Origin of the sequence: Sporomusa aerivorans, assembly GCF_041428895.1 — a bacterium.
Lineage (GTDB): Bacteria > Bacillota > Negativicutes > Sporomusales > Sporomusaceae > Sporomusa > Sporomusa aerivorans.
This window is the reverse complement of record NZ_CP156926.1, coordinates 2,638,385-2,651,491: the sequence shown is the minus strand read 5'-3', so window position 1 is coordinate 2,651,491 and position 13,107 is coordinate 2,638,385. Positions and strand designations below refer to the sequence as shown.

The window sequence follows — 13,107 nt, the reverse complement described above, 5'->3', positions numbered from 1 at the left end:
TGAGGCAGGACCAGGCTGTGTTGATGCTTAACGCTCTGCCAGTTTCGATTCAGAATTTCGTAATACAAAACACCACTTGTCTAGCTATTTATTTTCCCATTCACTTTACTATGTAATTCTTCTATTGTAATATATTACTTGTAAGGTGGTGTATAAATGGTCAGACAATCCGATATAACAGACGGTAAGGCTACGGTTAGCGCCAGAGTCAGCAGTGTGGCTGTCGGTATTCTGAAGGAGCATGAGATTCCTATTTCCGATGTAATTGAAGGTGGCATAATTCATTTTTTGTGCCTGGACGACATTGACAAAGTCGCTTATCTTTTAAAAAATAATTCAGATGTCGCCGATAAAAGTGACTATAAAATTCCTCATGCCTCATGGCCGGAATGTATAAAAGAAGTATTGGAATTAAACGAAGCCGCCGATGTGAAAGACGAAGTCAAAAATTTCAAGGCTGCTGCCAAATGGCTGCCTGACAAAGGCGCTACCAGAATCAATCAACTAAGTCTAAAGAAACTGAGCGCGGTAGAAATTATTGAGAAGGCGTCTGCTCTAATACAGGCAGGACATATGTCGGACGCACTTTCCTACTATGATTATGCAATTATGGTTAGTAAAAGATCAGGAAATCCCCGGGAAATCGGCAAAGTTTTTCTGATTTTGGGTGATGCGTCCCGTGATATAGGCAATTTCTCGCTTGCTTTAACCTCCTACGAGGGAGCCGAGACATATTTTTCCAAAGAGCAAATGCTGCCGGATATGGCAAACTTAGCCTATTCCCGGGGGGTTTGTTTTCAGCTTTGGGGCAAGCACAAAGAAGCCTATAGTTACTTCGAACAGGCCCGAAACTTATACATAAAGAGTGGCGATTTGGGTAAGCTCCACCAAACGCTTACTCGAATGACACTCAGCCTTGATTTTTTAAATCCTGAAGATGCAATTAAAGCTTGCAACGAGGTACTTGACTACTTCACGCAGCGAAAGTCTTACTTTACTACAAAGCTAGCACCACCAAGCAGCCGCTAACGGCCAAAATAAAAACACCCACAACCTCCTTCAAGGTGGATTGCGGGTGTTTTCTTCATACAGGCCTAAAACAAACCAACAATTTTACCGCTGTTGTCAATATCCATTCTGACGGCGGAAGGTTCCTTCGGCAGTCCGGGCATGGTCATAATTTCGCCGGTAATGGCCACTAAAAAACCGGCGCCGGCCGCTACCCTTACTTCCCGGACAGTAATTTTAAAGCCGCTTGGACGCCCCGGCTTGCTAATATCATCACTTAGAGAGTATTGGGTCTTAGCCATACAAATCGGCGTTTTGTCAAAACCCAGAGCCGTCAGCTCCTGGATTGTTTTTTCTGCGGCCGGCGTGTAGTTAGCGTCATCCGCACCGTAAATTTTTGTGGCAATTGCCTTGATCTTATCTTTTATCGGGGCTTGTTCATCATAAGCAAAGCTGAATTTATTAGGCTTCTCGCAGGCAGCCAGTACTTTTTCCGCCAGCGCCTGCCCGCCCAAACTGCCTTTGGCCCAGACTTCCGACAGCGCCACTTCGGCCCCCAGTAAATTGCACTTTTCTTCGACAAAGTTTAGTTCATTAGCGGTATCTGTGGGAAAAGCGTTAATGGCAACTACCGCGGGCAAGCCAAATTGCTGGATATTTTCAATATGCTTGGTCAGATTAGCCAGACCTCTCTCCAGGGCGGCCATGTTCTCACCGGCTAGTTTGGTCTTGGGGACGCCGCCATGCATCTTGAGCGCCCGGACGGTGGCTACGATTACGACGGCACTGGGTCGGAAACCGGCAAAGCGGCATTTGATATCAATAAACTTTTCTGCTCCCAGGTCCGCACCGAACCCAGCTTCTGTAACACAGTAGTCAGCCAGTTTGAGCGCGTATTTCGTCGCCGACACACTGTTGCAGCCGTGCGCAATATTGGCAAACGGGCCGCCGTGCACAAACGCAGGCGTATTTTCCAGCGTCTGGACAAGATTTGGTTTAATGGCGTCTTTAAAAAGCAGGGTCAGGGCGCCGGTTACCTTGAGATCGGCGGGCGTTACCGGTTTCCCGTCATAGGTATAGGCAACAATAATCCGGCCAATCCGTTCTTTCATGTCGTCGAGATCCTTAGCCAGACAAAGAATAGCCATCAATTCCGACGCCACCGTGATGTCAAAGCCGGTTTCGCGGGGCACACCGTTGGCTTTGCCGCCGAGTCCGCAGACAATATTGCGCAGAGCGCGTTCATTAAGATCAAGCACACGCCGCCAGGTAATGCGGCGGGGATCAATGCCAAGGGCATTGCCGTGGTGAAGATGATTGTCGAGAATGGCCGCCAACAGGTTGTGCGCGGTAGTAATGGCATGAAAATCGCCGGTGAAATGCAAATTGATGTCTTCCATGGGAACAACCTGGGCATAACCGCCGCCAGCCGCGCCGCCTTTTACGCCGAAACAGGGGCCTAAAGAGGGTTCACGCAAGGCAATAACGACTTTTTTACCCTGCCGTCGCAGCGAATCACCAAGGCCGACTGTTGTTGTTGTCTTACCTTCGCCAGCCGGCGTCGGATTGATGGCCGAAACCAGAATGAGCTTGCCATCCGGCCTGGCCTTGATCCGGTCCCAGGTCTTAAGCGAAACTTTCGCCTTATAGTTCCCGTACAACTCCAGCTCTTCAGCAGGAATATCCAACTCCTGCACCACGCCGGCGATGGGTTTCATTGTGGCTTCCTGTGCAATTTCAACATCACTTTTCAAAACGATTGCCCCCTAGCTGCTTTATCATTTTTTAATTCAATTTTATTTTTCCGCCACTTCGGCCACTTCTGTAATTGAGCCGTGAATACCGCAGACCGGACACATCCAGGTTTGCACTTTTAACAGTACTTCTTTGTCAGCAAAATTGTGCTTAACTGTAGTATATTTGGAATTCTTTTCATCATGTTCACACCATAAAGCCGAATTCATGGCCATGCCCCCTTAGATTTTTAGAATACCGGCACTGTCAGGCACTTTCCTGCGCAATGCCGGTATGTTTATAGTAGCGCATTAAACATTAAATTCCCATAAAATTCACAACCTTGTGTATTACAAAATAATTAAAAATATAAAAATTATAAACGCTTATAAATAGAACCCCCTGACCTTGTAGTCAGCAATACAAGGTCAGGGGGGATTGTCTCCATTAATTTATGCAAGGCTTTAGCAAGCTGATGTTATGTGCAATCAGCTTGCTCAGCATTAAATAATATAAGCCCAACATAGGACACGGTGTTCTTACCGTTATAATACGGGATTCCACAGGTTTTTTCCAGCTTAATAACATCAATCCCGTAGGCTTCCACGGAAGCAAAAGCCTCATCCGGGAAGCGGCAAGGCTCTTTGTCCAAATAAGCGCACCGTTCGCAATACTCGCAATTGCCCGCATTCAGCGGCAGGATATTCTGCAGCTCATACTTATTCTTAACACTGTCTAAGATGTTTCTGAACACACCGTCATGAATCTTTTTGGCAGCCATCATGCCTTTCCAGTCAAAAGCGCTTTTCATCTGATGGACGGTTTGGAACAGAAGTCCGTTTTTATACTGACAGGCCTTGTCTTTTAATTCTGCAAAGGACCCGACAGCAGGCGGACAGACCCAGTTGGTATTATATTTCCGGCACACATTTTGCTCACAGGCTTTTCTAAAGTCCTCGACAAAATTGATTTTTGCCACCTCGGCAATTGCCGCATGATCTGCTTTGGCTGCCAGGGCAGTCTGCACTAATTCCTCAAAATTGATTTTCATAAAGTCTCCTCCTGTAACAACAACTCTCACTAACCGCAACGTTTTTCAAAATATTACCGCTTGTGTGTAATCATAGGGCCTAGCTACCTTATATATACATCTATATATAAGGTAGCTAAAACAATCTACTTTGTCAATATTTTTATATTATTCTCATAATTTATTTGAATGAGTCGCGGCTGCGTTGTTTAGAAGAAGAAATCCAGTTCGGCTTTTACCGTGTTCAGTTTGCCGGTGTGGACGCCATCGGTCGGTTTAAGGGACGCAGCCCAGAACATCATGCCCACGTTTTTATCAAACATAATCTGACCGCTTAATTCCGGTCCTTTAAGGCCCCAGTCATATTTTGAGATCCAGTAATTATCAGGAGCAATGGACGAATTCGCTTCCGCATTGATATAACGGACAGTAAGACCGTAGGAACCGGGCACATTGAGGTCGGCGCGTTTGTAGTTGACACCGACTATATAGGCTTTTTTCTGGCTGGCGGCGTTCGACTGCCCATAGGTGCCGAATAACTGCCAGTCTTTATCCAGCATTTTATCGGCGCCAACTTCCCACAGGTTGATATTGTCTGAGATTACACTCGTATCGGAGCCATCTGTCCTTATATTATGATAAGCCGCTTTAAAATTAGCAGCCGGCGCCAGCGGGACATCATACTCAATGGCGGCGTAGCGATTGTCAGTAGTAGTGGAAATGATTGACGGGTTTGTGGCATTACCGACCCAGCGCTGCCGGAAGTAACCGTACGTCAATGTCGTCTTGGCTTTGTCGCCAAAAGCAAATTGAACTCCCTGTACGCCCTTACGCCCCGGCGCCACCATCAGGCCGTACGCCGCGCCATAATCAAACTTGCCCGCTTTTACCGCCGTAGCGCCGACAAGGCCCTCAGCGTACATTTGGCTGTTATGCTGGGACCCGCTTACATCGCCATCATACCCGTTGCCCCAGTAGCCGCCGCTTCTAAAATCCCGGACAGCTTCATCCTCAATTTTTACCTGCCATTTATCATTGACTTTATAATTGATATACAGATCAATTCCCAGGGCCGGATAATGGCCGTCCCGGGCGTGCGGGGTATCGCCGGTGGCAGCCGTATGACCTTTGAAATCGCCCCTGTTATCCCAGACCTGTTCCGACAGGTGGAGAAACCCGCTAACGGATAACCTGTCGCCTAATTTATCGCCTTTCTTTTCAGGTGCATTGTCCGGTGTATCGACGGACACGCCCAGGCTTTTCAGTTCACTGCTGAATTCTGCCGACAGTTTATCAATTAAAACCTGATCTTCGGCGCTGGCTTTTTCCCCGTTCCACACGGCACGGGCCACCATTTGCGCCATTTCATAACGGGTAATCACCCGGCCTCCCGCCAGACTGTCCTGGCCTAAACCATCAATCAGGCCGTCCTGCTTCAGCTTGTTCACCGCATCATAAGCCCAGTGTCTGTCCGGAACGTCCCCGAACGGATTCATTGGCGCCGCTACAGCGCCGTTAACGCTAACCAGGGTCATTAGGGCTAACGTAACAATAAAACTGCTTCTTGTTTTCATGCTTTCCCACCTATTTATATTTCTAATTTTTATATTCCTCTTTGTATGACCTGCCAGCCGGAGTTACTTGCCGGTAGCGGCGGCAACCATGGCTTTGACGTTTTCAACTTTGGCATTGGGAGGGATTGTGCACCCGGATGCCAGGATAAGCCCCGGCCCGATATCGTTAATCAGCTTCGTACAATAGTTATATACATCCTCCGGCGTCCCCAGCGTCAGGAGCGCCGCCGGAACATCCCCTTTAATGCACATATGATCGCCAAGAACCGATTTTATTTTGTAAATATTGGTGGCTCCGTCAGATTCAAAGATGCATTTGTGTTTGGGCAATTGCTTAAAGTACGCTAAATCCCGCTCCCAGTTGCCGTCAATATGCAAATCAACCACGGCGCCCTCTTCAATGATCATGTCGGCGGTAGCCTTCAGATATTTCCAGACAAAGCGCTCCCATATTTTAGGGGAGTAAAATTCACTGGCGCCCCTGGCCGGCGAGATAAACACCACCAGCGGTTTGACAGCCCGTATTTGCTGCCGGAATTCCGCCAAGGTCTCGGCCAGAATAATATCCAGAACTGCCTCCACTTTGTCCGGCATTTTGTATATATCCCGCATAAATTTAGGCAGTGACCGCCCGCCGCTTAAAAATTCATTGACGGTAATGGCGGCGCTGGGTGTATAAACTACATAACCGGCCTCTTCAAAATTTTTCATAAACCGGGGCACATCCGCCAATTGCGCATTTAGCGAGTCAACATCGATACCCAGGCGATTTTTCAAAAAGTCAAGACTAAAATCTTTCCAGCCTTTGTTCAAAATGGTATCATAATCTTCCACTGTCATCATTTCCTGTTCATCAAGCTGCCAGGGAGTATCGTCGGCAAGCTCACGGCCGGGCAACTTGATTTTGGTATAAAACATCAACGGAAACATGGTGGCGGCGGCAAAAGTACCGCCTGTGCCGTCAACATCGCCGAGCATCTGGATTGATTTAAAAATGGCTTCATGCGATGCTTTCATATTGGCGCAAAACTCGGACAGCTTCATGCCCACATGCCTGGCGCAAAAAGCGTCACCGGTGAGAATGACCGGGGTTCTGTCCGGCTTCTCCAGCGCAATTGCCTGCTTCAGGCGGGTAAGACGCTCCTGGTATAATTCCTGGTTGGTTTTCATAATGATTCCTCCAATTTTAATTTATAGTAGCCGATTTGGACGGCTGCACAGAATTCTGCAGCAATAACAGCAGCCCTATCGCCACGAAACCTACTGCGCTGACAAGCAGCGGGAATCTTCCCGGCGCCTGGCCAAACTGACCGGAGATGGCTTCAAAAACGAAAGGGGCTGCAAACTGGCCGATGCCACTGAGAGCGGACGCCAGCGCCAGGCTGAAGGCAACCCGCGACGGCGGCGCCAAAACCGAAAGACTGACAAAAAAGGCCGGACAAGTAGTGGAAAATCCTATTCCGCCAATAAAGCAGCCTGCCAGCAGCAAAGTAAAGTCATGCGCACTGGCGATCAGGGCCATGCCGGCGCCGGTTATCAGCCAGCCCGCCGGAATTGTGATATTTTTTAAGCTTTGCATAATCTTGCCGAAAATCAACCCGCCGACAAGACCGCCGCCGGTAAACACCGTTAAAGCTACGCCGGCGCTCGCCGCATTACCCAGCTTTTCGCCGACAACCTGGATAGCTACATTGGTAAAAAAAGCAAAAATCAGCATGTTATAGAGAAATACCGCCCCTTCCATAACATATACGCTGCCGGGCAGAGGCGCTTTCGCCGCCGGATTGTCCTGATCCGCCTGCTCTCTGACAGGCTCCGGCAGATAACAATAGACAAAGAGAAATATTACCACGCCAACCGTATAAGCCAGGAATGTATTGTGCCAGTCAGTCACACACAAGACGCCGCCCAGCAGGGAAAAGATGATGCCGCCAAGGTTTACGCAGACGCTTTGCAGTCCCATTATTGTTGCCCGTTCATTCCCGGCAAAAAAATCAGAAATAAGCACCAGGGATAGCGGAAAAATAAGTCCTAAACTCAGCCCCAGAATTGCTCTCATCGCCAGAATCCAGGTAATATCATTCATAAAATAGGGACTTATGCCGCCAATTAGAAAGAATACCATGGCCAGGTTGAATACCGCTCTTCTGCTCATAACCTCACTCAGCCTGCCAAATACCAGCGAGGCCAGCACCATAGTCATAGAAGGCAATGCCACCAGCAGCATAATCGTCTGGGCGCTTATGCCCGGAAATGCCGCGCTGATATTGGCCAGCGCCGGGGAAACCGCCGTGGCTGCCAGCAATAACAGCGAAACGGACAGCACTACCGCTTTCAGGAGTATTCTGTTCATGTCTTTTCACCCTTTCCTTGACTAATAATATCCGTACTTTTCCACTGCCTTGAAAAAGACGTTTACGTTTTCAGGTCTGGCATTCATTGGCATACAACAGCCGCAGGCATATAAAAAACCGCCGCCCTTGCCCACTGTTTTGATAAGCTTATGGCAATATTCGTCCAGTTCAGCGGGTGAGGCCACCGTGAGATAAGCGGCCGGTACGTCGCCATGGATGGCGCAATGACCGCTAAGTACCTCCTTGGCTCGAAAAATGTCAGTGGCTCCGTCTAACGCCAGTACGAATTTTCCTTGCGGCAATTCCAGAAAGTATTCCAGATTTTTGGTCCAGTCACAGTCGAAATGCAGTATTGGCACAATGTTTCTGGCCGCTAATTTTTCTACTAAGTCTTTAAGATACGGCCATACCAGTCTGTCAAAATATTTGGGGGCAATAAACTGTCCGGCCGACCTGCTGCCGCCGACAAAGACCCGGTTGACTCCGGTGGCGGCTACCGTTTTTTCCGACCCTTCCACAAAAGCATCTACCAGAATGGGCATTAACGCTTCCAGCCGGTCGGTGATCTGGAACATGTCTTTGTAGTATTTTTCGATTGATCTTGTTAAGGAAAATGCATCAAACGGGACCAAACCTCCCAAATCGCCATACAGCGGCGCCTGCCCCCGGCGCCGTATGGCTGCAAGTTCCGCCGCCCTGATCCGGCCGGCTTCGGCAATACCTTTTAACACCTCGTCACGGCCGATGCCATTAGCCCGTTCCAGGAATGTCAGCCAGTATTCCCCATAGCCATTGTCTGTGACAATGGTATAATCGTCCCGGCTCATAACCTCGGTTTCGAGGACCTGGCTGGAAGCGTTATCAGGCAATTCCTTGCCCGGTAATTTCATCTTCCCCATCCCGGCTCTTTCGGCTACATAGCCGCTGGTGATGCCGTTAATATCGGCGCTGGAATCCCACAAGGGATAGTCATCAGCTAGCTTCCCGACAGCCGACAGGCCCTTGGTCGCAAATTCCCAGACAAATTCCCTGTTGGTCATGCCAACATATTGTCCGGCATAGTTTCCGGTCTCCGGCGCACAAACCACCCGGTCGACCGGCTCCAGCTTGATGGTTGCCACCAGTCTTTCTTCCGCAGTCATGGTATCCTTCCCCATGAATTCACCTCCACTTGTTTTTTTATTGCCCATTACTCCCCTGGATTTGTTTGAATATTCTTTCCAGTCACGATGATAGCATGAAAAAAAAACCATGTGAAATTCATAAATTGACGGACGACCCTAAAAAAAATCATAACCCCGGCCGGCGCCATCCTGTTGAAAACAACAGTGGCAAACTATATGATTAAATAAAATTCAGAATATACAAAATTGCACAAATCAGGCCAGCAAACCTATACCGCGATTGGAGAGGATAAAGTGGAAGATATCCGGCATCTGCGTTCCTTTATTTGTGTAGCCCAGCATCTAAACTTCACCAGGGCGGCCGAGCATCTTTATATGAGCCAGTCCACATTAAGCAAACATATTGCCGAGCTGGAAGAACAACTAGGTGTGCAATTGTTTATCCGTACCCATCACGCAGTGCATCTAACCCCCCAGGGCGCCACTCTGCTTGAAGAGTCGAGCCGGCTGATGGCCAAAATCGACGAGTTGTTTGAAAGGACACGCAAATCCCAGATTGCATTCTGGGGAACATTAAAGATTGGCTGCATGGGCACGGAACATGTCTTTCTGCCGAAGATCCTCAAGCATTTCCGTGCCCTGTATCCCCATATTAAGCTTGACATCCAGGTGATGCCTGTCCCTATGATTAACGAAGCACTGGATTGCCAGGAACTCGATATCGGTTTCAACCCGTTCTTAGGCAATGAGCTGACATCAGAATTTGAAGTACGTGAGGTGCGCCGGGCGCGCTTATGTTTTTTGTTGCCCCGCAAACATCCCTATGCCAATAGATACTCGCTTGATCTTGCCGAGCTTAAGCAGGAAGATTTTATTCTGGTATCGCCCACGACTTTTCCCATTGGCCGGGAGTGGTTTATACACCAATGCAGCCTCAGAGGCTTCACGCCCAACATTGTCAGCCAGCCCGCCCGCATCGAAACTCTCTTTTGGCAAGTCACCGCCGGCCTGGGTATTTCTTTCTGGAGTTTTGACCCGGTATTCTGTCAAATGCTGCGGCACAGCATTTCCCTGGTTGCCATGAATGGCCCCAATGCCTACGGCAATATCGGCATTGTCTGGAAAAGCAGCAATCCCAACCCGGTTATCCCCCTGTTTGTAAAAGAGTTTAACGGCGTAAAAACCAACATGAAAACTCAATTGAAAAAATTACAGACAGTCTGAAACCGGAGTTGCCTTATCCAGGCGAAACTTATACTTGCTGGCAGGATAAAACAAAAAAGAACTATCAGGTTAGTGATAGTTCTTCTTGCGATCGATACATTTCTTTTATGACCTGACCGGGCAGCAGCGTGGCTTGCCCAATACTAAAAGCCTCATGCTCTTTCCAGGTTCCGGGTACTGAAGGGTATCAGATTTTACGGAACCAAAGCATTATCATAGCGCCTGCCCCAATCAGGCAAAAGGCTACCAGGCACATGAGGCCGCCATGGTAACTGCCGGTAATGTTGATAAAGTAACCGACAACGACCGGCGTAACCGCCCCGCCGGCACTGCCTAAGCCGCTTTCCAGACCGCTGCCGGTTGCCAGCGCCTTCTCCGGCACAACTTTCTGGATCATGGCCCAATGGCCGGGCAGCCCTACTACCAGGGCAGCAACGGCTACTATAAGCCAGAGGGCAGCCTCGACTTGTCCGCTGGCCTGAGCGGAAAAATAAATGCCTGCCGCTCCCCCAAGCATGTGGATAATGCCAAATGTTGCTTTTCGTTCCACTTTATCTGTCAGATAGCCAAACACGATGAGGGCTATGACGGATACGGCATAAGGGGCATTGGCCCAAAAGCCCATGCTCTTCCAGGTAAAGCCCACAGCATCTTTTAAATAGGACGGAATCCAGGTCATAAGCCCCCACCAGGCCGATGAACTGCAGATATAAAATATGACACACAGCCAATAATCAAAATTCGCCAGGAAACTTTTGCAATTTTCCCAGGTAGAGGCATTATCAGCGACTGAGTCTCTGCTTTGCGCCAGCCTCTCGGCCTTGAGACCGTTATCAATATGTTCGAGCTCCAGGCGGTTGATTCGTTTGTTTTCGCGGGGATAATCGGCGGTAAAGAACCAGATTAATACAAGCGGGATGAGGCCAATAGCCGCCAGTACGAAAAAGCTTGTCCGCCAGCCCCAGTTGCCTACAATCCAGACAAAAAAAGGCATGGCCAGAGCTGGTCCGGCGGCCAGGCCCAGCAGCCAGGTTGAATTGGCCCGGGCCCGTTCCTGCGGCGGAAACCAGTTTTTCACAAACTTCATTTGCATCGGCCAGTGCATACCTTCTCCCAGACCCAGGATACACCTGGCGACAATCATGCCGGCGAAACCGGACACCAATCCGCCGTAAATGCAGGACAGCCCCCAAAATACGATGGCCAGCGCCATGACTTTACGTGGTCCCCACCAGTCCCCCAATGGACTGAGAAAGGCGTTAGTAATGGCATAAGCAGCCAGAAACAAAGACATCAGGGAACCCATGGCCACGGCGTCGCCCTTTATACCCATTTCAGTTAAAAAAGCATCATCGGCAACCAAAACAGATACATTAACCCGGTCCAGGTATGCTACCAGTAAAGTAATTAATAAAACGATTAGCAAAATGAAACGCTGTTTGGTCGGAGCCTCACTCGCTGCTATTGCCTGCGTCACCAGTCGGTCATTATTCAAGTTGTTACCTCCTCATCCTGAATAAGTAAAAGGACGACCCCGAGCAAGTCGGGGTCCCTGACATGAACAGAATTCTGATCACCTTTACTAGTACAAGATTAATAGAAGAATTCAAACTTCATCATGTATGTTTTATCCAGTTTGTCATTGGTCAAGGAGGTTAAGCTTCTATCCTTAATTTTGTAGTCCTGATATTCAAGAGACAACACTACGTTTTTGGCGACAACATTCTGATACGCCAGGAACCAGGCTTTCACATTGTCAGTGCTGTGCGTAAACACATTGTAAGACTCGCCGGGTCTGGCTACAGATGTAGTATCAAAACCACCGGCACCGGAGGGAATGGCCCCCGCATCCACACTGCGGTAAGATACCATCCAGGCATCGGTACCCACTTTGTTTGGGTTTACTAGGCCGACTGCCTGATACATGGCCGCAGGTCCCTGGCTGTTGCTCAACTGAACGGCCCAGCCTTTGGGATTGTCAGGCAAGTTAGCCGCTCCGTCCAGTTTGCTGCCCACATAGTCACCAAGCAAGGTGTATTTACCCATTTTATAGACTACAGAACTTGTCCATCCTTGCGAACTGGAGAAGGAACCAATATTGGTGTTTAGCGTGCCTAAACCGCCTGTCGTGCTGGTTCCGGGAACATCAGCCCAGTAGTAGCCGCCATAAAGGGAAAGGTTTTTAGACAGTTTATAACCTAATTGACCGGTGGTAAACTGATAAGCTTCATTATCGGTATAAGCTCCCGCCGAACCGGCTGTCGGATTCCACTTATTGGTTTTAATATTGCCTGTCCAGCCCTTAAAGCTAAGCTTGTCCCAGCTGTCAGTAAGTAATATGCCGTCCACATTCATCGGCTTGCCGATTAAACCGGTGGTAATAAAGTCCAGAGCGCTGCGGCCGACGCGGATGGAATCAAACCCCAACGTATTCTTGGCAGTAACCGTCATTTGATCAAGAGCAATTTCCGAGCCGGAACTGTACTCGGCATTGCCGAATTTGTTGCCGCCGGTAGTGGCAAGACGCCCAAAGAAAGACATATTATCGTTGATATTGCCCCAGAATTTGATCCGCTGCCTAAATTCAAACGTATCCGACCCAGACAGCTTGTTGCCAATCTTAGGATCATTGCCCACCACCCGGAAACGGGTCTCGCCGCCAATCCAGGTGTTGGTCTTGGCTTCCACCTTTGCCACCCGCGCCCCCAGACGATTGAGTTCGGCAGCAAACTCAGCCGACAATTTATCAATCAGTTGTTTATTGGCTTCATCGGCACTGTCAAACTTATCCACGGCTTTAGCCACAAGAATGGCAAATTCATAGCGGCTCATGGTCTTATCGCCCCGGAAGGTCTTGTCGCCATAACCGTCAACAAAACCGGCTTTCGCCAACTGATCCACTGCACCATAGGCCCAGTGACCAGCCGGCACATCACTAAAGGATGCCGAGGCGGCATAAACAGGATTTTCAAACGCCGGGGTTCCCGCCATGGTTATCGACATCAGCGCGAGGGGTACAATTGTCAGCCATTTTTTCATTGCCTTCATTTTTCTCATGA

The 13,107-nt window shown here is 49.0% G+C and carries 11 protein-coding genes; 2 read left to right on the top strand and 9 right to left on the bottom strand.

The features are described from left to right. Nucleotides 1-156: 156 nt before the first annotated feature. Nucleotides 157-1,029: a hypothetical protein gene (locus tag SATMO3_RS12430; RefSeq protein WP_371381103.1), complete on the top strand. Its 873-nt coding sequence runs from the start codon at nucleotides 157-159 to the stop codon at nucleotides 1,027-1,029. Nucleotides 1,030-1,094: 65 nt separating this feature from the next. On the opposite strand, the gene SATMO3_RS12425 is transcribed toward SATMO3_RS12430, so the two are convergent. From SATMO3_RS12425 to SATMO3_RS12395, 7 genes are all read right to left on the bottom strand, one after another. After that, nucleotides 1,095-2,762 (bottom strand): formate--tetrahydrofolate ligase, encoded by a 1,668-nt coding sequence (locus SATMO3_RS12425; RefSeq protein WP_371381102.1) that lies wholly within the window; start codon nucleotides 2,760-2,762, stop codon nucleotides 1,095-1,097. A gap of 42 nt (nucleotides 2,763-2,804) precedes the next feature. Beyond that, entirely contained in the window at nucleotides 2,805-2,972 is a 168-nt protein-coding gene (locus SATMO3_RS12420; RefSeq protein ID WP_371381101.1) for a hypothetical protein, read from the bottom strand. Nucleotides 2,973-3,220: 248 nt separating this feature from the next. Continuing rightward, nucleotides 3,221-3,793, bottom strand: a complete 573-nt coding sequence (locus SATMO3_RS12415; protein ID WP_371381100.1) for a DUF2284 domain-containing protein — start codon at nucleotides 3,791-3,793, stop codon at nucleotides 3,221-3,223. A gap of 188 nt (nucleotides 3,794-3,981) precedes the next feature. Continuing rightward, complete coding sequence (locus SATMO3_RS12410; RefSeq protein ID WP_371381099.1) at nucleotides 3,982-5,346, bottom strand: S-layer homology domain-containing protein; 1,365 nt, start codon at nucleotides 5,344-5,346, stop codon at nucleotides 3,982-3,984. A gap of 63 nt (nucleotides 5,347-5,409) precedes the next feature. Continuing rightward, nucleotides 5,410-6,516: a uroporphyrinogen decarboxylase family protein gene (locus SATMO3_RS12405; RefSeq protein ID WP_371381098.1), complete on the bottom strand. Its 1,107-nt coding sequence runs from the start codon at nucleotides 6,514-6,516 to the stop codon at nucleotides 5,410-5,412. Nucleotides 6,517-6,532: 16 nt separating this feature from the next. Continuing rightward, nucleotides 6,533-7,699, bottom strand: coding sequence for an MFS transporter (locus SATMO3_RS12400; protein ID WP_371381097.1), 1,167 nt, complete (start codon nucleotides 7,697-7,699; stop codon nucleotides 6,533-6,535). Between the two features lie 21 nt (nucleotides 7,700-7,720). Next, nucleotides 7,721-8,857 carry a uroporphyrinogen decarboxylase family protein gene (locus tag SATMO3_RS12395; protein ID WP_371381096.1) on the bottom strand — a complete coding sequence of 379 codons (1,137 nt, stop codon included), beginning with the start codon at nucleotides 8,855-8,857 and terminating at the stop codon, nucleotides 7,721-7,723. 261 nt (nucleotides 8,858-9,118) lie between these two features. On the opposite strand from SATMO3_RS12395, the gene SATMO3_RS12390 reads away from it, so the two are divergent. Next, nucleotides 9,119-10,048, top strand: coding sequence for a LysR substrate-binding domain-containing protein (locus tag SATMO3_RS12390; protein WP_371381095.1), 930 nt, complete (start codon nucleotides 9,119-9,121; stop codon nucleotides 10,046-10,048). Between the two features lie 187 nt (nucleotides 10,049-10,235). Here the strand turns inward: SATMO3_RS12390 and SATMO3_RS12385 are convergent, their stop codons facing one another. Together SATMO3_RS12385 and SATMO3_RS12380 are read right to left on the bottom strand one after the other, a co-directional pair. Further along, entirely contained in the window at nucleotides 10,236-11,543 is a 1,308-nt protein-coding gene (locus SATMO3_RS12385; protein ID WP_371381094.1) for an MFS transporter, read from the bottom strand. A gap of 98 nt (nucleotides 11,544-11,641) precedes the next feature. Then, nucleotides 11,642-13,105 carry an S-layer homology domain-containing protein gene (locus tag SATMO3_RS12380; RefSeq protein WP_371381092.1) on the bottom strand — a complete coding sequence of 488 codons (1,464 nt, stop codon included), beginning with the start codon at nucleotides 13,103-13,105 and terminating at the stop codon, nucleotides 11,642-11,644. Nucleotides 13,106-13,107: the final 2 nt, after the last annotated feature.

Bases quoted from the DNA above. Each gene is read 5' to 3' on its own strand.
- SATMO3_RS12405 (WP_371381098.1), bottom strand. From the start codon at position 6,516: ATGAAAACCAACCAGGAATTATACCAGGAGCGTCTTACCCGCCTGAAG.
- SATMO3_RS12395 (WP_371381096.1), bottom strand. From the start codon at position 8,857: ATGGGGAAGGATACCATGACTGCGGAAGAAAGACTGGTGGCAACCATC.
- SATMO3_RS12380 (WP_371381092.1), bottom strand. From the start codon at position 13,105: ATGAGAAAAATGAAGGCAATGAAAAAATGGCTGACAATTGTACCCCTC.
- SATMO3_RS12415 (WP_371381100.1), bottom strand. From the start codon at position 3,793: ATGAAAATCAATTTTGAGGAATTAGTGCAGACTGCCCTGGCAGCCAAA.
- SATMO3_RS12430 (WP_371381103.1), top strand. From the start codon at position 157: ATGGTCAGACAATCCGATATAACAGACGGTAAGGCTACGGTTAGCGCC.
- SATMO3_RS12420 (WP_371381101.1), bottom strand. From the start codon at position 2,972: ATGAATTCGGCTTTATGGTGTGAACATGATGAAAAGAATTCCAAATAT.
- SATMO3_RS12400 (WP_371381097.1), bottom strand. From the start codon at position 7,699: ATGAACAGAATACTCCTGAAAGCGGTAGTGCTGTCCGTTTCGCTGTTA.
- SATMO3_RS12410 (WP_371381099.1), bottom strand. From the start codon at position 5,346: ATGAAAACAAGAAGCAGTTTTATTGTTACGTTAGCCCTAATGACCCTG.